Source organism: Weissella cibaria KACC 11862 (assembly GCF_000193635.1).
In the GTDB taxonomy this organism is placed as follows: domain Bacteria; phylum Bacillota; class Bacilli; order Lactobacillales; family Lactobacillaceae; genus Weissella; species Weissella cibaria.
On the sequence record NZ_AEKT01000039.1, the window covers coordinates 1 to 23,333 of the forward strand.

At 46.8% G+C, this 23,333-nt stretch carries 16 protein-coding genes; all 16 read right to left on the reverse strand.

Going from position 1 to position 23,333, the window contains the following annotated elements; translation table 11 throughout:
* Positions 1-291 precede the first annotated feature (291 nt).
* The gene (lysS, locus tag ESE_RS0108525) at positions 292-1,776 is read right to left on the reverse strand and encodes a lysine--tRNA ligase (protein ID WP_010373869.1); all 1,485 of its coding nucleotides are present in this window, start codon (positions 1,774-1,776) and stop codon (positions 292-294) included.
* A gap of 103 nt (positions 1,777-1,879) precedes the next feature.
* A complete protein-coding gene (gene hslO, locus ESE_RS0108530) occupies positions 1,880-2,773 on the reverse strand; it encodes an Hsp33 family molecular chaperone HslO (RefSeq protein WP_010373871.1) in 894 nt (297 codons plus the stop codon).
* Positions 2,774-2,865: 92 nt separating this feature from the next.
* Positions 2,866-4,929 carry an ATP-dependent zinc metalloprotease FtsH gene (gene ftsH, locus ESE_RS0108535; RefSeq protein WP_010373872.1) on the reverse strand — a complete coding sequence of 688 codons (2,064 nt, stop codon included), beginning with the start codon at positions 4,927-4,929 and terminating at the stop codon, positions 2,866-2,868.
* 64 nt (positions 4,930-4,993) lie between these two features.
* Positions 4,994-5,590 carry a hypoxanthine phosphoribosyltransferase gene (hpt, locus tag ESE_RS0108540; RefSeq protein WP_010373874.1) on the reverse strand — a complete coding sequence of 199 codons (597 nt, stop codon included), beginning with the start codon at positions 5,588-5,590 and terminating at the stop codon, positions 4,994-4,996.
* 107 nt (positions 5,591-5,697) lie between these two features.
* Positions 5,698-6,675, reverse strand: a complete 978-nt coding sequence (gene tilS, locus ESE_RS0108545; protein WP_010373876.1) for a tRNA lysidine(34) synthetase TilS — start codon at positions 6,673-6,675, stop codon at positions 5,698-5,700.
* Between the two features lie 101 nt (positions 6,676-6,776).
* Positions 6,777-7,151 (reverse strand): FtsB family cell division protein, encoded by a 375-nt coding sequence (locus ESE_RS0108550; RefSeq protein ID WP_010373879.1) that lies wholly within the window; start codon positions 7,149-7,151, stop codon positions 6,777-6,779.
* Positions 7,152-7,392: 241 nt separating this feature from the next.
* Positions 7,393-7,668 (reverse strand): RNA-binding S4 domain-containing protein, encoded by a 276-nt coding sequence (locus ESE_RS0108555; protein WP_010373881.1) that lies wholly within the window; start codon positions 7,666-7,668, stop codon positions 7,393-7,395.
* The gene (locus ESE_RS0108560; protein WP_010373883.1) at positions 7,668-9,257 is read right to left on the reverse strand and encodes a polysaccharide biosynthesis protein; all 1,590 of its coding nucleotides are present in this window, start codon (positions 9,255-9,257) and stop codon (positions 7,668-7,670) included. The genes ESE_RS0108555 and ESE_RS0108560 overlap by 1 nt, the downstream gene beginning before the upstream one ends.
* Positions 9,244-12,762 (reverse strand): transcription-repair coupling factor, encoded by a 3,519-nt coding sequence (gene mfd, locus ESE_RS0108565; protein ID WP_010373885.1) that lies wholly within the window; start codon positions 12,760-12,762, stop codon positions 9,244-9,246. Before mfd ends, ESE_RS0108560 begins: the two co-directional genes overlap by 14 nt.
* Positions 12,763-12,772: 10 nt before the next feature.
* Complete coding sequence (gene pth, locus ESE_RS0108570) at positions 12,773-13,339, reverse strand: aminoacyl-tRNA hydrolase (RefSeq protein ID WP_010373887.1); 567 nt, start codon at positions 13,337-13,339, stop codon at positions 12,773-12,775.
* A 201-nt stretch (positions 13,340-13,540) separates the two neighbouring features.
* Positions 13,541-15,220, reverse strand: coding sequence for a glycoside hydrolase family 13 protein (locus ESE_RS0108575; protein ID WP_010373890.1), 1,680 nt, complete (start codon positions 15,218-15,220; stop codon positions 13,541-13,543).
* Between the two features lie 12 nt (positions 15,221-15,232).
* Positions 15,233-17,644: a glycogen/starch/alpha-glucan phosphorylase gene (locus ESE_RS0108580; RefSeq protein WP_010373893.1), complete on the reverse strand. Its 2,412-nt coding sequence runs from the start codon at positions 17,642-17,644 to the stop codon at positions 15,233-15,235.
* A gap of 18 nt (positions 17,645-17,662) precedes the next feature.
* Positions 17,663-19,093, reverse strand: a complete 1,431-nt coding sequence (gene glgA, locus ESE_RS0108585; RefSeq protein WP_010373894.1) for a glycogen synthase GlgA — start codon at positions 19,091-19,093, stop codon at positions 17,663-17,665.
* Positions 19,093-20,217: a glucose-1-phosphate adenylyltransferase subunit GlgD gene (glgD, locus tag ESE_RS0108590; protein ID WP_010373896.1), complete on the reverse strand. Its 1,125-nt coding sequence runs from the start codon at positions 20,215-20,217 to the stop codon at positions 19,093-19,095. The genes glgA and glgD overlap by 1 nt, the downstream gene beginning before the upstream one ends.
* Positions 20,210-21,373 carry a glucose-1-phosphate adenylyltransferase gene (locus ESE_RS0108595; RefSeq protein ID WP_010373898.1) on the reverse strand — a complete coding sequence of 388 codons (1,164 nt, stop codon included), beginning with the start codon at positions 21,371-21,373 and terminating at the stop codon, positions 20,210-20,212. The genes glgD and ESE_RS0108595 overlap by 8 nt, the downstream gene beginning before the upstream one ends.
* Positions 21,366-23,258 carry a 1,4-alpha-glucan branching protein GlgB gene (glgB, locus tag ESE_RS0108600; RefSeq protein ID WP_010373901.1) on the reverse strand — a complete coding sequence of 631 codons (1,893 nt, stop codon included), beginning with the start codon at positions 23,256-23,258 and terminating at the stop codon, positions 21,366-21,368. Before glgB ends, ESE_RS0108595 begins: the two co-directional genes overlap by 8 nt.
* Positions 23,259-23,333: the final 75 nt, after the last annotated feature.

Here is a 23,333-nt window from a genome sequence, read left to right on the forward strand (position 1 = left end):
TTTGACAACTTATTCATCTTATCAGTTCATCAACTCGTTGTCAACAACTTGTTTCAAACTGATTTCGATTCGATTGCAACGAGATGAATACCCCGTAACAACTTAATCTATATTACAGAAGCGAACATCAATTGTCAACAACTAATTTCGACTTCTTTTGTTTCATTTTTCGAGCGAAAGTCGCTCACTGAAAAACTCAACTTGAATATAATACGACTATCATCCAAACTTTGCAATACTTTTTGTAAACAAAAAACGCGGATGATTACTCATCCGCGTTTTCAGTCGTTATTAACGCATTGTTGGGAACAACAATACGTCACGAATCGTGTCCGTGTCAGTCAATAGCATGACCAAACGATCGATTCCAATTCCCAATCCGCCTGTAGGTGGCATACCGTATTCCAAAGCCTCAATAAAGTCTTCGTCAATACCTTCCGCCTCATCATTACCAGCATCACGTTCAGCCACTTGGGCCTCAAAACGCTCACGTTGATCAATTGGATCATTCAATTCTGTAAAGGCATTACCGTACTCTGCACCAACAATGAACAACTCAAAGCGATCCGTAAAGCGATCGTCTGTTTCGTTCTTCTTAGCCAAAGGTGACACTTCAACCGGGTGACCGTACACAAATGTTGGTTGGATCAACGTATCCTCAACAAACTCCTCAAAGAATTCGTTGATGATGTGACCAACACCCCAGTATTGTTCATACTTAACGCCCTTGTCGTCAGCAATTGCACGAGCTTCTTCGATCGTCATTGGTTGCCAGAAATCAACACCCGTCGTTTCCTTGATCAAATCAACCATGTGCTTACGAGCGAATGGTTGTGCCAAATCAATATCGTGGCCTTGGTAGGTTACCTTCAAGTCATCAGTAACCGCAGCAGCTGCTGCCTTAATGATGTTTTCAGTTTCAACCATGACATCTTCAAAGTTCCAGTAAGCTGCATACGTCTCAATTACCGTGAACTCTGGGTTGTGCTTAGGGTCCATTCCTTCATTACGGAAGACACGACCAATTTCATAAACACGTTCCATGCCACCAACAATCAAACGCTTCAAGTGCAATTCAAGCGCGATACGCATGTACAAATCAATATCCAACGCATTGTGGTGCGTGATAAATGGACGTGCAGAAGCACCACCCGCTTCGTTTTGTAGCATTGGTGTTTCAACTTCAATAAAGCCTTCACCGTCCAAATAATGACGGATAGCCGTGATAATCTTTGAACGCTTTACAAAACGTTCAAATGAATCTTCGTTTGAAATCAAATCCAAATAACGTTGACGGTATTTAGTTTCCACGTCAGTCAAACCGTGGAACTTGTCTGGCAAAGGACGCAATGCCTTCGTCAAGTGTGTCAAAGCCGTTACGTTAATTGACAATTCACCAGCGCGGGTCTTCATAACCGTTCCAGTGAAACCAAGAATATCACCTAAGTCTGACTTCTTAAGCAATTCGTACGCTTCTTCACCAACAACTGGCTTTTGCACAAAGACTTGGATACGACCTGAACGATCCTTGATGTCTGCAAAGCTGATCTTACCTGAGCGACGCTTGGTCATCATACGACCTGCGATCGTTACTTCAATTGCTTGTGCTTCCAAATCTTCTGCTGTTGTATCATCGTACAACTCGTGCAATTGTGCTGCAGTGTGTGTACGCTCAAAACGGTGTCCGAATGGATCAATGCCCGCATCGCGCAACTCAGCCATCTTGTCACGACGTGCGATCATTTGGTCATTCAATGACACTTGTTGGTCAGCCATAATGTTGCCTCTTTTTCTTTCACTAATTTGTTATGACAGTGTTGTCACAGATAACTATAAGTTTGCCAATCTTAAGCACTTTTTGCAAGTGCTTAACCCAACTTTATAGTCCCTCAGCATCCTTCGCTGCAATAATTCCTGATAATTCTGCTTCATCAAACTGAATCTTCTTACCAGTAAATCGATCGACAATCTCAACACCGTGATCTTCGGCAAGCATTTCTTGCAAATCATTCATTGGTAAGGTTGCCAACATACGCTCATAATCGCGCTTCGAGATTTCAGGATACAATGCCACTTCTGTCGTTGCCAACAACTTCACATCATCCTTACCAAATAGGTTGAACAACAAATCCATTGGTGTGTGTCCCTCAACCAATTGTGATGAAATTGATGGCAAGTTAGCAAGCTTGTCTTCCAGTGCCGTAATATCTTCATCTGACGCATCAGGCAATGCTGAAATCATAAAACCACCCGCGGCAGCCACGGTACCATCTGGGTCAACCAAAACTGACACCGCTACGGCTGAAGGAATTTGTTCTGACTTGGCCATGTAGTACGTCAAGTCATCGCCAATTTCCCCCGTCATCAATTCAACTTGACCCGTAAAGGGATCACCTTCACCAATTTCCTTAGTAACTTGCAAGAATCCATTAGATCCCACGGCACCAGCCACATCCTGCATGCCCTTAGCCGTTAGGGGCAACTCAACCGTTGGGTTCGTCACGTAACCGCGTACCTCACCTTGAGCTGATGCTTCCACGACAATTTTACCAGCAGGGCCATCACCATTAATGACCACTGCTAAACGCTCATCGCCCTTCAAAATGGCATTTGAAACCATCAGAGAGCCGAGCAACGCGCGACCCAAAACGGTCGTACCAAGTTGTGAGGCCTCGTGGAACTTTGAGACTTCTGCCATCATTTCAGTCGCGTCAATGGCAATTGCACGGAAGTTTCCGTCAGTTGTCACTGCGCGTACAAGTGTATCTGTCATATTATATGTGCCTCTTATTATTTGTTTATTTTAGTATCAGTTTAACAGAAAAACCCGCCCAGGTAGAACCTGAACGGGCTTTCTTTCAATCATTAATCTTCATCAGTATGACGTGGTTCCAAAACTTCTGGCTTAACTGTTGCCTCTGACGCTTCTTCGTCATCAACCAACTTGTTATTAGCCGCTTGCTTGGCTTCCTCGTATGACATTGGCGTAACCGTATCATTTTGAACCTTCGTTGATTCTGGCATCTTACCAGTCTCAAACAAACTCAAAATTTGCTTTTCGTCCAACGTCTCGTACTCCAACAAAGCCTTTGCGATTGCATCATGCTTGTCCTTGTACTCTTCGATGATTTCGTGGGCCTTATTGTAACCCTCAGTCGTGATACGACGAACTTCTTCGTCAATCAAGCGTGCTGTTTCATCTGAATAAGCCGCTGACTCACCGTATGAACGGCCCAAGAATGGTTGACCACCATTCTCAAGTTGGACCATACCAAGCTTGTCAGACATACCGTACTCCGTCACCATTGAACGCGCAATGTTTGTTGCTTGCTCAAAGTCGTTTGAAGCACCTGATGACTGTTGGTCAAAGATAATTTCTTCGGCCGCACGTCCACCCATCAAACCAGCAATTTGGTCCATGGCATCCGTCTTATTCATCAACATTTGATCTTCACGAGGCAACATAATGGCGTATCCGCCGGCACGTCCACGTGGCACAATCGTTACCTTGTGGACAACACGTGCTTCGTTCAATACCAAACCAACAATCGCGTGACCCGCTTCGTGGTAAGCAACCGTTTGACGTTCCTTAGCAGAAACCACACGATCCTTCTTAGCTGGTCCCGCAATAACACGGTCTTCAGCTTCATCCACATCCTTGGCGTAAATCGTATCGTGGTTTTGACGAGCAGCCAACAATGCTGCTTCGTTCAACAAGTTTTCCAAGTCAGCTCCAACGAAACCAGGTGTTTGCTTAGCAATTTCCTTCAAGTCCACATCATCAGCCAATGGCTTATTCTTAGCGTGGACGTTCAAGATAGCCTCACGACCCTTAACGTCAGGACGACCAACCAAAATCTTACGATCGAAACGACCTGGACGCAACAACGCTGGGTCCAAGACATCTGAACGGTTGGTAGCGGCCATCACAATGACACCCTCACTACCAGAGAATCCGTCCATCTCAACCAACATTTGGTTCAATGTTTGCTCACGTTCATCGTGACCACCACCCATGCCGGCACCACGTTGACGACCGACCGCATCAATTTCATCGATAAAGATGATTGATGGCGCAGCCTTCTTCGCGTTGTCAAACAAATCACGGACACGACTAGCACCGACACCGACGAACATCTCCACGAAGTCAGAACCTGAAATCGAGAAGAACGGTACGCCAGCTTCACCGGCAACTGCACGGGCCAACAAAGTCTTACCAGTTCCGGGAGGGCCCTCAAGCAAAACACCCGATGGAATACGAGCACCCAGCTTTAAGAACTTCTTTGGATCCTTCAAGAACTCAACAACTTCAACTAGTTCTTGCTTTTCTTCTTCAGCTCCAGCAACATCCGCAAAGCGAACCTTGTTTTCTGAAGGATCAGCTGGCTTTGCCTTAGACTTACCGAAGCCCATCATGTTACCACGACCGCCTTGGCCACCTTGGCTCATGCCGCCCATCATCAAGTAGAACAAACCAACCATCAACAAGATTGGCAACAACATCGTTGCCATGCTTCCCCAGAAGTTTGAAGGTTGTGGCTTCGTTGTTACTTCCGTCTTCGTCTTGTCAGCAGCCTTCTGCATTTCCTCAACAATTGGGTCATTACTAATCAATTGTGTCTCAAAACCAGTTACCTTAGCTGATGAACCACCAACTAATGACACAAGTGAATCGGACTTTGCGTCCTTATCAGTTTGTGCTTTGCGGTACTCACCCTTTACGTCGTAAACGCCGGCACCTGGTTGAATCGTGACATTTTTGATTTTCTTATCACGCAATTCCGTCATAAATTTCGACGTAGAAATAGTCTTCGTATTAGAAGTTTGCGATGGACCGGCTACCCAGTAAATCAACCCCATAATTCCGAGGACTACGATTACGTAGAACAAACTATTCCGGACGAAATTGCCGTTTCGTTGATTCTTCATCCATTCCTCCTACCGACAGCAACCGCTATCTGCGTTGTTTAATATATGTTATCCGAGTTGGAAATTAGTGCTCAGGTGTGATATCCACCGTGTCTACGACATCAGCGTGGGCTGGGTCATAAACTTCGCGCTTCAAGACACCAACATATGGCAAGTTGCGGTAAAGTTGCTTGTAATCCAAACCATAACCCACCACAAATGCCTTTGGCACATCAAAGCCGATGTAATCAACAGTTGCTTCTACAACACGGCCTTCCTTCTTGTCGAGCAAGCTGGCCGTCTTAACAGACTTTGCACCACGTTCCATCAACAAGTCGATCATAAACTTCAATGAACGACCCGTATCAACGATGTCCTCCATGATGATGACGTCGCGTCCTGCGATATCCGTTTGCAAATCCGTTACAAGGTCAACTTCACCTGAAGAAGCAATCCCACCGTTGTAGCTAGAAACGTCAATAAATTCGACTTCAGCATATTGCATGTGGCGCATTACATCGACCGTCCAAAGTACGGCACCCTTCAAAACTGACAAAATGATTGGTGTACGTCCTTCATAATCGGCAGCCAATTGCTTACCAACACGTTCTGCTGCTTCGGCGATATCTTGCTCGCTATAAAGCACGCGTTCGATATCGTTATTCATGTCCCATTGGTTCATGTCTGTTCAATCTCCTAAATCTTAATTCCCCTACCGTTACATAGCATTAAGAATACCATGTTTGACGGTAAATGTTTAGTGCTACAAATAAAAGAAATGTGAACGCTTTAATGTTTTTGTGATAACAATAAATAGTTATCAAAGCGTTCTAGCTGTAATTGTCCACCTAAATCAATTAGCCCCGTCGACACACTTGGATTGCGCATCAGTTGAATTGCCTGGGCAATTTGACTATCTTTGACGTTTAAGACGTGTTTCTTAGTTAGCCACGTTTGTATGATAATCGTCAAGACACTCTCATCAACTGTCCAATCCAGGCGTCCGGCCTCTAAAGCCTTAACGTGAACGTTAATCGCACCATTCGCAAGCTTTTGCAGCGCCGCCAACTGGGTTGCAAACGTCACCACGTGTTCAGCAGCCTGTTCATTAATGCTAGTCAAAGCTGGCAGCACTGTTTGGCGCATGCGATTACGGGCAAATGTTTCGTCCGCATTGGTATAGTCTTCTACCCATTCAGTCAGCGGTTGAATGACCAAATCTGCTAGGTCAGCTTTCGTTAAATTCAGCAATGGCCGGGCCAAATCAATATCACCACGTAATTGCTGCCGTGGTGCCATCCCCACCAACTGGGTCAAACGACTGCCACGAGTCAGCTTATACAAAATGGTTTCAACTTGATCCCCTTGATGATGGGCGGTCACGATAATGTTAGCGCCCACTTCACGGGCCATTTTAATCAGTGCTTCGTATCGCTTTTCCCGGGCTTGTTCTTCAACTGCGACAGTTGGAACGGCCTCCCAAGTAAGTGTTTCTATCAAACCGTAGGCTAAATGCGGTGTGGCCGCAAATGTTCGGCGAACCAGCGCTTCCTCTGCAGCGGCATCATCCCGTAACTGGTGATTCACATAGCCGGCACTCACCGTCGGTTGCACATCAGCCGGCAGCGTTCCTTCTGTTAACCAGCGCAACAAGTGTAAGGAATCTTGCCCACCCGAAACAGCCACCAACACGTGATCATGTTGGTCAAATAATCCCTGTTCCCGTATCTGTCGGGTTAAGTTCGCACGTAAAACTTTTGGTTGCATCGTTAACCTTCTTCCTCAATCACTCTTGGTTATTATTATAGCTTGCTTTGTACGAAAAAAAGGCAATCAGTGTCCTGATTACCTTTCTTTCATTCACTTCATTACTCACCTGGCAAATTGAAAACAATCTCGCCATCTTTGGTATACATGTACTTTTCACGCACTAACTTTTCGAGATACGATTCATCACCCAAATCTTTGACTTCTTGCTTCAAATTTTGATGCGTAGTTTTCGCACTCGCTAACTGCGTTTGTGTTTTTTCTAAACTCGCCGAAGCGGTTGTATATTTATTATATTGTTGGTGAAAGCAAACCATGGCATAAATCACCGTGGCAATCATAAACGCTGCCAAGACGAAGCGACGCCGTAAGTGTACCTTACGTTGGTAAGCTTCTTGTCGATTATTGAATTCAAGTGTTCGTGCCCCACCGGCGTTCAGCGGCCGGATGTTTGTTTTTGTGTTCATAGACATCATGCCGCTGACCCCCTACTGTCTGATTGGCAACGTTATTGATAGACAATTCTTTTTCTCGATACCTTTACGTTTTACACTGTACAGTACAAGTAGGCTTTTCTTAAGCGTAATTACCTTTCCTTAACATTTTCGTATCAAAACCTAACGGATAGTTATCCACAGAGTTATCCCACCTTAATCCACACATAGTTTAGACACAAAAAGCACCGCAAATGCGGTGCTTTTTTCTCACAACTGTCAATTATGCTTCTTCGTTGAAGTTTTGTTCGTATGACTCTGATACAATGCTGTACATGTGTTCAGCTTCTTCCTTACGAACCGTCTCCTTGGTACTCTCAACCTTCATGATTGATGTCTTGTTACCAAAACGAATCGTCAATTCATCCCCAGCCTTAACATCGCTTGATGACTTGGCCGTCTTGCCGTTGATATCAATACGACCTTGGTCTGAGATTTCCTTCGCAACCGTACGACGCTTAATTAGACGTGATACCTTCAAATACTTATCTAAACGCATTATTCTTTTCCTCGTTTCAATATTGCATATAGGCGGTCACCCTTTGGCAACGCCTCCCACTCTTCCGTGGTTAACAAATCTGTCGTTGCCACCATCACTACGAAAGCAACGGCCCCAACAATAACGGCCACCACAGCCGTTAGAACGCTTGCCCCACGCGATACACCGAACAGGTTATCACTGACCAGGGTTGCCATTTTGGCGAAGACGCCAGTAACCACTAACGTCCCAAATAATTTTAGCCACCAATTTTGCGGTAACCACCCTTGCCACAAAGTCCGTGGTAATCGTAGTAAAGCATACCCCAAAATCGGTAAAAGCGCGACTGTTGTGGCGATTGACGCGCCAGTTATGCCCCAGTGTGGAATTAACCATACATTCAGGCCAGCCTTAACCGTCATCGTCACCCAGACAAACCAAATGAGCCCCCGGGTGCGATCAAAACTTTGTAAGGCACTCGTTGCAATGGTCATCAACGTCGCCGGCACAATCGCCAACACAAACCATGACAAAGCAGCGCTACCTTCGCGGGAACCAAACAACAGCTGATTGACCGCGGGCATCACCGCAACTAAGCCAATCGCTGAGACTCCGGACAAGATAATCGCCAAACGCATCGTTAACTGAAAATCATGACGTAACGCTACGTTATCTTGGCGCACAAAATGCTGGCGGAGTGCTGGCAACAGCGACGTACTCAATCCCGTCGCTAGGACCATCCCCAATTGTACTAATGGTTGGCCACGATCGTAGACCCCTTTTGTATATTCGGCTTTGGTCGCCGATAAACCAAACGTTTCTAACAAGGCCTTGGTCGAAAACGAATCCACCAATTGCAGTAACACTAACAGTGCTGCTAACAATGCCAACAGCCCGCCTTCAAACCATAAGCGCTTGAATAGGTGGCGCCAGGTAATCGTTTTATCTTGCTTAACAGTCAACGTAATCGGCTGTTGCCACACACCCCGTAGTGTTCGTACCAAAAACAAGGTCGCCGCCAATCCAGCAATGGTCGCGCCAAACGTGGCCCATTCACCAATTCGGTAATCTGACCATCCCGTGTGAACACCCCACCAGGCAACCCCGATGATAATTGCCACACGGACAATCTGCTCAACTACCTGCGATGTGGCTGTTGGAATCATATTGCGTTGGCCTTGCGCAAAACCGCGACCAACTGCCAAAAATGGCATAAACCAAAACATCCATGCAACCGCGCGGATTACTGGTGTTAGACGAATATTGCCCCCCATCGCCAAAGCCAGCGCTGGCGCACCGCCAAAGACAATTGTAAAGAGGACCGCACTAATCCCGACTAACGACCAAAATAAACGCCGCGCTACCAGTTGTTGATGCGCATCGTCTGGCTGTTCCGTAATAATTTTTGATATAAACAATGGCCAGCCACTCAGCGCTAACACCATGCCGATACCATAGATTGGATAAACTTGTTGATACACATAAAAACCAGTATTACCCACCAAATTTTGGAACGGCACCCGGTAAATCGCGCTCAACACCTTAGCAACTAATCCAGCGGCTGCCAAGACACCGGCGCCCGCCATTAAATTTTGACTACTTTTGCTCATTTGTCACCGTCTCTTCTGGCGCTAACAAATTGAATAACGTTAGCAAACCAAATAGCCAATCTTCAGCCGTTTGGTTTGGTTGAATTGGAATCTCGGCTTGAACTGGCGCATCCTGCTTGACTTGCCCACGCACCTTTGCCAACGTCAACGCCTTTTGGAAAGTATCTGCCGTCACTGACGCACGTGGATCGAAGTTCACTAACAACACGTTTTGTCGTTTGAAGTCTCGACGCAACGTTGCCAAACCGGCGCGATCAGCAGCTGCCTTAACACGACCAACTAGCAACAAGCGTTGGGCCGCTTCCGGCAATTCACCGAAGCGATCCAACAAATCGTCTTCAATTTCTTCGAACGCCGCGGTCGTCTTGGCCTTGCGAATACGCTGATAGAGATCAATCTTTTGTGGTCCATCAGCGACATAATCAGTTGGCAAGTAGGCTTCAACCTGTACATCCAACTCAGCATCAAAACTCTTTTTGCGCTTACCCTGTTTCTCAGCGACTGCTTCGTTCAACATTTGCGTGTACAGATCATACCCAACCGCATTAATAAAGCCGTGTTGTGACTGTCCAAGCAAATCACCAGCCCCACGAATTGATAAATCACGCATCGCAATCTTAAAACCTGAGCCCAACTCTGTGAAATCACGGATGGCGGTCAAACGTTTCTCTGACTCTTCATTCAACGAGCGTGTACCAGGGTACGTAAAGTAGGCATACGCAATGTTGTTCGAACGGCCGACACGGCCACGGAGCTGGTACAGTTGTGCCAAGCCCATGTGATCAGCGTTTTCAACGAACAACGTATTCGCATTTGGAATATCGACCCCAGTTTCGATGATGGTTGTCGTTACCAACACGTCGTACTCACGATTAATAAAATCAACCAGAATACCTTCCATTTGCGCTTCTGTCATTTGACCGTGGATATAACCCACGCGCGCTTCTGGCACCAGCGATTCAATCATCCCCGCCACCTGCGCAATGTCTTCAACACGATTATGCAAATAGTACGTTTGCCCACCACGAGACATCTCACGTTCGATTGCGCTTGCCGTTACGCGGCCATTTTGCTCCATCACATACGTTTGAATTGGGTAACGATTGGCCGGTGGCGTCTCAATGACAGACAAGTCACGCACACCGACCATTGCCATATTCAAAGTACGTGGGATTGGTGTGGCCGTTAACGTCAACACGTCGACGTTGGTCTGCAACGCCTTCAGTCGTTCTTTGTGCTTCACACCAAATCGTTGTTCCTCATCAATGATTAGCAAGCCCAAGTCGGCAAAATCCATGTCCTTCGACAAAATCCGGTGAGTACCAACGACGATGTCAATTGTGTGGTCTTTCAAGCCCGCTTTGGTTGCATCCATTTGTTTCTTGGTTTGGAAACGCGACATTATCGCCACATTCACACCGAATCCGTCAAAGCGATTCAACATTGATTCGTAGTGCTGTTGCGCCAAAATCGTTGTTGGCACCAACATGGCAACCTGTTTACCAGCGTGGGCTGCCTTAAAGGCTGCACGCAACGCAACTTCTGTCTTTCCAAAACCAACGTCCCCAACCAACAGGCGATCCATCGGCCGGGTCTTTTCCATATCCGCTTTAATTTCTTGGGTTGAGCGAATTTGATCAGGTGTTTCGGGATATGGAAAGGCATCTTCAAAGTCCCGAATCACATCATCATCTTGAGGAAAAGCGAAGCCTTGCTTCAATTCACGCTCGGCATATAGCTGAAGCAGCTCGTCCGCAATATCTTCAACCTTCTTAGCAACCTTAGCTTTCGCCTTTTGCCATTCAGTTCCCCCAAGTTTATTAATCTTGGGGGCCTTTTCAGCCGCACCGACATACTTTTGCACCAAGTCTAATTGCGTGACCGGTATGAAAATTTTCGCATCTTGTTGGTATGCAATCGTGATGTAATCTTGCTTCACCCCACGATTTTCAATCGTCTGCATCCCTTCATAGACACCGACACCGTGATTAATGTGAACCACATAATCCCCTGGCTTCAGTTCGTTATAACTCTTAATGCGTTCCGCGTTCGACAACGTTTGGCGCTTAGGTGCACGCTTACGAACTTGTTGAAAAAGCTCACGTTCAGTCAATACAACCAAGTTTTGAGCCGGCAATTCAAAGCCCGCACTCAACGGCAAGGTCGTGACCTGTGTCCGGCCAGGCGCCAAGGCATCTGGTGCAACATCATTCACCTTCACCCCAAAATCATTAAGGGTTTGAACCAACTTTTCCCGTCGATCAGGCGTATTGGTTAGGAACAAAATTGTTTGGTTTTGCTTCTGCCAACGCGCAATTTCATTCTTTAGCAATGGCATTTGACCAAAAAATTGTTGCGCTGGGCGCACGGTCAAATTCGTCAAACTCGTTTGCCGTAATTGACCGATACCACGTTGCAGAGGTGAAAACACCAAACTGGTTTGGCGTACGTCTCGGGCCAAATCGCTCAATTCCCAACCAAAATCAGCCGTTGGCAAAACCAAATTATCCGCCAAGCGATCGGTCCACCAATTATTGTTATCTAATGCCATTTGACCCGCGTTTTCAAGCGCACGGGGATAGTCATCAAACACTGCAATACCGTCTGCCGGCAAGTAATCTAACAGACTTACCGCATCAGGGTAGAGTAAATGCAAATATTGGCGTACCTCGGGCAACAAATCCCCTTGAGCCATCACCGTTAACAACGGATCGAGTGCTTCCGTTAAATGACGCTTGGCAGCGCCGTCTAACTTATCGCGTGTTTCCGTCATCGCAACTTCTAAGCGCGTCGTAGCAGCTTGCAAATCAGCGGCATCAATGACCAAATCCGTTGCGGGTAAAATCGTCACGTGTTCAAGATTTTCCAAACTGCGTTGCGTCTCTGCATCAAAGCTACGTAATGAATCCAACGCCGTATCAAAGAAATCCAAGCGCACCGGATAATCCGCATCCAATGGGTAAATATCAACAATTGACCCACGGACCGCGAATTCACCTGGCTGTTCAACGCTGCCATTCCGTTGATAACCCATTTGGTATAACGTTGCTTGCAACTCCGCTAATTCATATTCATGATCAAAATCAATTTCAAGTGCTGCAGCGGCGAAGGTTGCCACTGGTGGTAAGTAGCGTTGCACCCCGGCAACACCGGTGACCACAACCGCCTGTGGATCCGTCAACAACAAATGCAATGCTTGCACACGTGCTAAACGGGTATCCAAAGACGTCACAGCAATTTCCGCAGATAACGTCTCTTCCGTTGGGAAAACCGCCACGTGTTCGTCGCCAACCATCGCTGCTAAATCTTCGGCCAACTGATCGGCGTGGAACTGACTGTCACCAACAATCACCATGGGGCGCTGGATATTTTCATGCAGTGCTGCCAAATAAACGGTACGCGCAGTTCCCGAAATACCGGTCATCAAATGACGACCACCTTTTTTCAGTCCAGCTGCTAATGTTTGAAAATCATTATCTTGCTGGAGTAACCCTGCTAATTCCATCGTTGCTCCTTTAGTTAAACTTGTTCATTAAAGTTGGCATATCGCTACCTGACGCAAAGGCTTCAAAAATATCCAACGCCTTATCGATACCGCCAAGCATCTCTGGTTCTTCATCCTTGCCAAACTTTCCCAACACAAAATCAACCACCGCCTTTTGTGTATGGGCTGGGTGACCCACCCCAAACTTCAAGCGATTAAATGTTTGGGTATCAAGGTGTTGGGCGATACTCTTAATCCCGTTGTGACCACCCGCTGAACCCTTCTGGCGCAAGCGCAAACGACCAAGTTCCATATCCATATCATCTTGCACAACCAACAAATCTGGAATATCCAAATCATAGTAGTCCATTAATGGACGGACAGCGCGACCTGAATCATTCATGTAGGTTGTTGGCTTAACCAACAACACTTTTTCGCCGGCAATCCGAACATCCGCAACGAACGCATTGTGGGCACCATCTTGCTTGAAGGTTGCATTGTGCTTATCTGCCAAAGCATCTACCGTCATAAACCCGATATTGTGACGCGTCCGGTCGTATTCTTTACCAATGTTTCCTAATCCAACAATCATCTTCATGAGGGGCTATTCTCCTATTTCAATTCCGCGCATTAACGCACGAAAGGGGCAGAGTCGCAATGACCCTACCCTGTTACATTTCTTATTTACTTCATCTATTTTATCGCACTTTCAACTATTGGTCACTTTTCGTGCATTTTTTATAAGAAAACAGCTAGGCCACACGTGTCTTCATCGTGCGACCTAGCTGTTTCATTTTTTCTAATGCTTAATAATTGATAGCCCCGTTTTGCGGTTAAATTGGAGCATTTCGTGTTCGCTATCCTTGTGATAGGCGTAAATCAAGGTATCTGGATCAATGGCGTGGCATTCAAACCAATCCGATTGCTGCCACCACGGTTGCCGCGACTGGAGTAACCGTTGGAAATGATTGAAAATTTCCCCACGCGGTTGGTCCCACGGGAAGTACGCCCGGTTATCCGGGTCCTTACCGCCGGCCATCCCCATTTCATCACCATAATAAACGCACGGCACACCAGGCATCGTCAGCCATAACTCAATAGCCCGCTTCGTCAATTCCTCATCTTCGTTCATTTCAGTAAACAAACGACGGGTATCGTGTGTCCCCATGTTCGTAAATGCGCCGAAAAAGGCGGACTTGGGATAATTTGACTCTAACGTCATAATCATCGTTGTGAAAACCTTGGCATCAATTTCACCCAGCATAAAATCCAAAATTAAATTTCGTAATGGATAATGCATCGTTGCTTGCAGACCACCACCGAGCAAATACTTACGGCGCTGATTGTAGGCGACTTTGTTAGATGCATCTTCCCAGACTTCACCAATTAGGATTTGGTTCGTTGACAGTTGGTCACGAATTCCCGCGATAAAATCATCTGGCAATTCATCCGCGACGTCCAAGCGCCAGCCATCAACACCAAATTTATTCCAGTGGTTAATAACTGAATCGTCATCGGCATAAATGAAATTCCGGAAACTTGTCTCGCCTTTATTCACAACTGGCAAATCCTTCACGCCCCACCACGAATTGTATTCATCGGGGAACTTTTCAAAATCAAACCAGTGAAAATACTTCGACGTTGGTCCTTGATAGGCCCCCGGTTCAACAAAGTAGCCATCTTTGTTAAAGTAACGTGAAAATTGCCCAACGTGATTAAAGACACCATCTAAGATAACGTGCATATCGCGCTTATGGATTTCATCCAGCAAATACTTGAAGTCGTCTTCCGTCCCCAAAATTGGATCTAAGGCCATGTAATCCGAGGTGTCATACCGATGATTTGAATTGGCCGCAAAAATTGGGCTTAGATAAATCGCTGTACAACCCAGTTCCTGGATGTAATCCAACTTGTCCGCAATCCCACGGAAATTACCACCGAAAAATTCCCAACGAGCAATCTCACCTGCCTTGTCACGCACATAAAATGGCCGATCATGCAAATCAGCATAGACAAAGGTGTTTGGTTTTGGGCTGTTAATATGATGGTCCGCATTACCGTTATTAAAGCGATCGACGAAGATGTGATAAAACTTCGCAGTCGCATACCAGTCCGGCAACTCCTCCATCTCGGCTAAGACCGTAATTTGAAAATCCGGAATTGATGAATAGGTCATCTCATAACGTTGCGCTTCACCACCCAAATTATTACCTTGGGCGGCTAACCAGTATTGGTCATATCCTGAAATGACTTCAAAGCGGTAATACAACAATCCCGCATGCGCAGCTGAAATCGAAATCGACCAATTATCATCAGTCGTTTGTTCCAAATCATGCCACGTCACCTTACCAGTCTCGTCATCATAAACCCGCAATCGTACTTCATCCGCTTTACCTGCCGTTTGCAGGGTGACCGTCTCGCCAACAACAACGGCACCATATGGATCACGGTGGGAAATGAAAAATGAATTAAATTCCATTTAAGCCACCCCTTACTTGCTTTCTTGTTGCGCTAATAGGTTGTGAGGCACATGCCAAATTTCATCGGCATACGCCGCAACAGTATAGTCCGCTGAGAATTCCCCACTGGCTGCAATATTCGCCAATGACTTACGTGTCCAAGCATGTTGGTTTTGATAATCTTGGCCAAGACGAGCTTGTGTATCCACGTATGATTCATAATCGCCTAAGACAAAGTACTCATCGTTATCACGAATCAAAGAATCAAAGACGGCTTGCCCCTCTTCTTTCACATTTGGCACTGTACCATCAATCAAGGCATCCAGCACGCGGTGCAACTTTGGATTGTTTTGGTAAATATCCCAAGCAGAATAATCATGTTGCTCATAGTGCTTGTACACCGTGTCCGTATCCATGCCAAAGGCATATGCATTTTCAGCGCCAGCAGCATGAATAATATCAATGTTCGCCCCATCCATCGTCGCCAATTGCAAAGCGCCGTTCGCCATCAACTTCATGTTTGATGTACCGGATGCTTCCTTACCAGCCGTTGAAATTTGTTCTGACACATCAGCGGCCGGAATAATCAATTCTGCTAGCGACACGCCATAATTTGGAATGAAAACCACTTGCATCTTATCATTCACGGCTGGGTCATTATTCACCATATTCGCGACTTCATTAATCACCTTAATGATTTGCTTGGCATAGTGGTACGACGGTGCAGCCTTCGCGGCAAAAATATGAACACGTGGCGCCACATAGGCATTGGCATCATGCTTCAACGCCAAGTAATCCGTCAAAATACCGAGCAAATGTAGCAACTGACGCTTGTAGGCGTGCAGGTGTTTGATTTGCACATCGAAGATTGCATCAACGTTAATGTCGATACCCATGTTATGTGATACCCAATCGGCTAAGCGTTGCTTATTTTGCCGCTTCACGACTGCCAATTCACGCAAGAACGCTTCGTCCATATTGAAATCACGTAACTTCGTAATGTCCTTAAGCAACTTGCGCCAATCGCGTCCAATCTTCGTATCAATCAGCGCCGACAACGACTCATTGGCCGCATGCATGTAACGACGGTGCGTAATCCCGTTCGTTTTATTTGAGAACTTAGCTGGCCATAAAATGTAGAAATCATGTAACACCTTGTCTTGCAACAGTTGACTATGCAACGGCGCCACCCCATTGATGGCGTGTGATCCAATGGCTGCCAAACGCGCCATGTGCACTTGACCGTCTTGCAGCGGTGATGTGCGCCAGGCAAAATCTTCCCCATGTTCACTCGCTACGCTCACCCGGTGGCGGCGATCAATTTCTTGAATCAACTGGAACAAGCGCGGCAATTCTTGCGCGAATAAATCTTGTGACCAACGTTCCAAAGCTTCCGCTAGCAACGTGTGGTTCGTATAACTAACCGTGCGGGTGGTGATACCCCAGGCTTCTTCCCAGCCAAGACCGTGTTCATCCAACAAAATGCGCATCATTTCTGGAATGACCACCGTTGGATGGGTGTCATTGATGTGAATGGCCACTTGGAATGGCAACGCATGCAATGAATAACCATCCGCTAAGTGGTGCTTAATAATATTTTGAACACCAGCTGAACTAAAGAAGTACTCCTGACGTAAACGCAAGCGACGACCTTCTTCATTGGAATCATCGGGATACAATTCACCCGAAATACTTTCAATAACGCTACGTTCAGAAACGGAAGCTTTCACCCCTTCCGGCACTTCAGCTGACCACAGCCGGAGCGTGTTCACGACATCGTTATCAGCACCGACCATCCCTGTATCATACGGCACAGCTAATACGTCTAACCCGCCATCATAGACTGGTCGCAAGCCATCTGGCGTATCTTGCAAGTAAACATTACCGCCATAATGGACGACTTGTGCCTCATCATCTTGGCGAACTTCCCAAACATCATCATTTTTAAGCCAATCATCGGGATACTCGACTTGATAGCCATTAATAAAGGCTTGGCGGAACAATCCATAGCGGTACCGAATGCCGTTACCATTACCAGCCAGCGCAATACTTGGCATCGCATCCATGAAGTCAGAAGCCAATCGACCCAAACCACCATTACCAAGTCCTTGATCAACTTCCGCTTCCATCACGGCATTGAAGTCAACATCTAACTCCGCCATCATCTGCTCTGTATCAGCTAGCAACCCCAGGTTAAGCAGGTTCGCACGCAAATAGCGACCTGGCAAAAATTCAATTGAGAAATAATAAACCTGCTTGGCGCCCGTGTCGCGGTAATCTTCCTTAGTCCGACGCCACTTTGTTGCAATCTTTTGCTTGACCACGGCTGCCAACGCTTGATAGCGCTGCAAATCAGTCGCATCCGCCAAGCTAACCGCAAAGTGTGCTTCAAGCGAGTCTAAAAATTCCTGCTTTAATTGTGTTACCGTATCGTTTTGTTGCATCCTGCCACCTCATTATCTTTATAGTTGTTCGTAGAGTGCGTGATAGGCTTCTGCTGAACGTGTCCACGACACATCCACACCCATCGCTTGTTCTTGCAATTGGCGCCAAACTGCTGGCTTGTGCAAGAACGTTTGTTGCGCGTAATCCATCATCCAACCAAGGGTGCCGGCATCAAATTGCTTGAAGCCGAACCCATTTCCTTCTCCCGTGACTTCGTTATACGGCTCGACAGTGTCGCATAGCCCACCAACTTGGTGCACCAATGGTAGTGTCCCGTACAATTGCGCCATCATTTGCGAAATACCACATGGCTCGAACGCACTTGGCATCAAGAACATGTCTGCCCCCGCATATAGTCGTTGGGCCAAATGCACATCAAAATCAATGATGACCCGCAATTGGGTTGGGTACTGCGCTGCCAAATGGATCAATTGTCCTTCCAATTCTGGAATGCCTGTTCCCAAAATAATAATTTGTGCATCGTGGGTCGCCATAAAGTATGGCAATGCTTCAGCCAGCAAATGCACACCCTTTTGTGGCGTTAAGCGTGACACCATAACCATCAATGGTCCCGCCGCATCTGGTAGTGAAAACTCTTCGCGCAACGCTTGTTTATCAGCTTCTTTGCCACTCAAATCATCGCGTGAGAACTTCACTGGCACATCCGGATCGGTCTCTGGATTATAACGATCTGTGTCTACCCCATTAACAATTCCTGATAGTTTGTCCTCGTATAACCGCAAGATTGGATCAAGACGCTCACCAAATTCGGCGGTCTTAATTTCTTCAGCATACGTTGGACTAACCGTGTTAATGCGGTCCGCAAAAACCATCCCCGTCTTCAACCAATTACTACCGTCACCAAACCGGGCTTCACCACTGCTGTACATGTTCCAATCCAAATCAAAGAACGTTTGCAACGTGTCTGCTGCATAAGCACCTTGGAATTGCATGTTGTGAATCGTCAGCAATGTCTTAATGTTGGCCAACGGTTGTTGCCAGTTATAACGTGTCTTTAACAACGCTGGAATCATTGACGTATGCCAATCATTCACATGCAAGACATCCGGAATAAAGTCAATCTCTTGCATCATCTCAATAACCGCTAGTTGGAAGAACGCAAATCGTTCCCCATCATTCCAGTGGTCATATAACTTTTTACCTGAGAAATATGAACGATTATCGATGAAATAGTAAATCACACCGTTTAATCGCATTGTCTTCACACCTGCGTATTCTTCGTGATGATTAATCCACACGGTGAACCAACGCAAATCCATCAATTGGTCACGGTACTCATCTGGAAAGATATCGTGATAGAACGGCGCGACAACACGCACATCGTCACCTTGCTTATTTAAGGCATTCGGCAACGCCCCGGCCACATCGCCTAAGCCACCCGTCTTGTAAAATGGCACCACTTCACTTGCTGCAAACAGTGTCTTCATTAGTTCAGTACCTCTTCACGCTTGGCGCGCACCACAGCATCCTTGCCAACCACAATTGGCATCTCTGGTGTCCCATGGAGCACAACACCTGGTTCGATAATGGCATCCTTGTCCATGATGACGTAATCCAAGTCGGCACCAGCGCCGATTTGACCACCTTGCAAAATGACCGAGTGGCGTACCTTGGCATCCTCAGCAACGGTTACTGTCCGGAAAACGACCGAGTCTTGTACCGTACCAGCAAACGAACCACCCGTTCCAAACAATGAACGATGCGTGGCCGCCGTGTGTTCAAAGCGGGCTGGCGCTTCATTCTTCGCCTTAGTGTGAACTGGTCGTTCCATCAACAGGCTGTAGTAGTTTTCGTAGTCTAGCAAGGCTTGATTCGCTTCAAAATAGCTTTTGACATCATGCACTGGCAAGTGAATGCCTTCGTGAACAACCACGTTTGCGCCAAAGTCGTTCATCATACGACGAATAATGGCTTGCACGTTCTTACCCGTGGCATGCTCCAACTCGCGGTCGCAAGCGATGGTCAAGATATCCGCATTAACCACACTGGCTTGCAAGTACACCAATACTTGTTCACCCTTAACGTGGCGAATACGCTCCGCTGGCACTAAATCACGTGCTAAGCCATTGTCGGTCAATTCCAACACCAGCATTCCTGGCAACAACTTTTCCGTCGCCATCCACGTCGCAATCACCGTGACCGGTTGTTCCTGTTCACGGTGACTCGCCACCATTTGCGACAAGTCCAAATTTGCAACTTCTGACGTGCCCATAATTGCCGTGTATGGTGTCTTGGCATGGGTCACAAACCGGTGCATGTCCTTTAACAACGCCCGGTTCTCCTGGAACGTCATGAACAAACCACCGCCCAAGCGATCCATTTGCCATTCCCGACCAGTGCGCACGTGGTCCAAAATTGATTGGCAACGTGCGGGCATTGCCATCATCGTCTTGGTCACCCCAGCGTTACTGGCAGCTGACAATGGAAAATCAATCAATCGGAACTTGGCCCCAAATGGCATGCTGCCGAGTGGTCGGTCAATCGTTAATTGCCCCAACGTGTGGCTTTGCGACTCATTCAAATCTAAAATGACACTCAATTCATTACGCATTCGTCAATACTCCCTCGTTTACAGTCGTTTGGTTGTAATACTCACCGCAACCAACCACGGCGATATCATCCGGCGTACCAACAATGACCGCGCCTGGCGCAATTTCAGCATCTTCACCCACAATCGCGTATGACACTGCTGCTCCTGCGCCAACCTTCGCACCTGGCATGACGACACTGTGATCGACGATGGCATGCTCTTCCACCGTTACCCCCGTTGAAATCAAACTGTGCGAGACACGCCCACCAACATAGACCGCATCAACCATTAAACTATCGTGAATCTGCGCTTCTTGCGCCACGTACATTGGATTTTGGTTTGTTGTGTGTGAATAGATTCGCCAGTGACGGTCAGCAAGTTGCAATTCATTGTGCTTATCAAGCAATTCCATGTTGGCTTGCCACAATGATTGAATCGTACCAACGTCGCGCCAGTAATCTTTAAAGGCATAGGCGTACACGTTTTCGTTGTTCGCCAAGTACGCCGGAATGACGTTCTTACCAAAATCAACCATGTCGTTGCCACCTTCAAAACCGGCTACCAAATATTCGCGTAACTTGCGCCAGTTGAAGACGTAAATTCCCATCGATGCCAAGTTCGACTTTGGTTGCGCTGGCTTTTCCTCAAATTCCAAAATCTTATGGTCGTTATCCGTGTTCATAATGCCGAAACGCGATGCTTCGTCCATTGGCACTGGCATCACTGACACTGTTAAGTCAGCGTGGTTTGCCTTGTGTGCTTCCAACATCTTTGTGTAGTCCATCTTGTAAATATGGTCGCCGGACAAAATCATCACGTACTCCGGATCCTGACGATCGATGTAGGCCATGTTTTGGTAAATCGCGTGAGCCGTTCCTTCAAAGAACTTGTTGCCCTTGCCATCGGCGTATGGCTGCAAAATCGAAACACCGCCACCCATCACGTTCAAGCCCCAATCCGAGCCGTTCCCAATGTGTTGGTTCAATTCGTATGGTTCATATTGCGTAATCACGCCAACTGATGTGATATTTGAGTTGGCCAAGTTACTCAACGTAAAATCAATAATCCGGTAACGTCCCCCGAACGGTACCGCGGGCTTGGCCAAGTTTTTCGTCAACTTACCCAAACGTGTTCCTTGTCCTCCTGCAAGGATCAAAGCTGTTACTTTATCATCCATTATTTTTTCCCCGTACTTGCTTCTTTTGCTTAATAATCAGTGCCCCCGTCGCTGGCAAAATCACTGAAATTTCATAGTGATCACCTACCAAGAAGGCTTCGTAGTCTGTTGGAATATGTTGCCAAGTCCCACCAAAGGCAATATCTTCAGTGTTTAGCAAAACATCATAGCGACCGGCGCGTGGCACAATCACGCGGTAATCATCTTTTTGCACTGGCAACGTATTCATCGCCATAATGATGGTGTCACTTGGTTTCTTACCATGACGCATCAATGCCATCGTGCCCTGAGCACCTTGGTCAGTTTGTGAAAAGTTCACCCCGGCTGGTACAAAATCTTGCGCCCAAAAGGCATGTTCATCACGATAAAGTTTGTTCAGTTCGGCCGTGAAGTGTTGCATACTCCGGTTCATACCATCCTGTAAATCGCGCCATTCCAACCCTTCTTCATCGCGCCACTCCAAGAATTGGCCCCATTCGCTCCCCATGAAGCGTAGTTTCTTGCCCGGATGCGCCATCATCCAAACCATCATCGTCCGCAAATTGGCGAACTGGTTGTAGCGATCACCGAACATCTTGTGCATCAAACTCTTTTTCCCGTGCACCACTTCATCGTGTGACAGTGGTAACGTGAACTGTTCGTCAAACGTGTACATAAAGCTAAACGTCAAATTATTGAATGCACCCGTGCGATAGAGATAATCCAATTCAAAGAAATCGAGCGTGTCATGCATCCACCCCATATTCCACTTGAAATCAAAGCCTAATCCTTCTGGCTTTGTCACCCCAGGATATGCCGTCGCTTCTTCAGCAAACATCAAAGCCGATGGTACGCGTTCATGAATAATGGCATTTAGCTTTTGTAGAAATGCGACACCTGCATAATCAATCGCCGTACCGTGCTCGTTGAACCAATCTTCCTTACCGGCATCTTGGTTCAAGTAAATGATGTTTGATACCCCGTCAACTCGAAGACCGTCAAAGTGGACATCCTCCAACCAGAAAAGTGCGGCCGAAATCAGGAAACTTTGCACCTGTGACTTACCCAAATCAAAGTTCCATGTCCCCCAGCGGACGTTTTCTGCAATCGTGACATCCCCCGCTTCAAACGTCGGTGTGCCATCAAAGCGATAAAGCGCATCATAGTTCTTGATAAAGTGTCCCGGCACAAAATCAAGAATCACCCCAAGGTTTGCCTTATGTGCTTCGTCGACAAAATATTGCAAATCTTGTAGATAACCCATGCGTGAAGTTGCCGCGAAGAACCCGTATGATTGATAGCCCCACGACATATCAAGTAAGTGTTCCGTAATCGGCAACATTTCGATGTGGGTGTAGCCCATTTGCTTCACGTACGGAATCAACTCATCAGCCAGTTCGCGATATGATAAATACGAGCCATCCGTGTGACGACGCCATGATGTCATATGCACTTCATAAATATTAATTGGCTGATTCAACTTATGACGGCGACCTTGGCGACCACGATACAACCCGTCATGCCACTTGTATGGGCACGTGTTGACCACCGCTGCTACACCAGGCTTTTTCTCATACTCGTGGGCAAACGGATCCGTCCGTAAGACCACGTCCCCAGCCGGCGTTTCGATAGCGTACTTGTATAAATCGCCTTCCTTCAGTGCCGTTGTGGTAATTTCCCATACGCCCGTCTCCTCTAACGGATGCATGGCAAACGCCTCGCTAGGCATCCAATCACACTGCGCTGATGCAAGATGCACAGCCTTAGCGTGTGGTGCCCAAACGCGAAATGTTAGTTCAGCCTTATCCCGCGTAATCCCAAAAAACTTATCCGCACGATATGACTGACCAGTATTGAACAAGTATGCTGCTTGTAAATTTTCCTCTGGCACTTGTACTTTCAGCATAATAATTGCCCCTCTTTCATTTCCCCATGTAAATCTAAATTTTTCTAAGCGTTACGTTATGATACCGAAGAGATA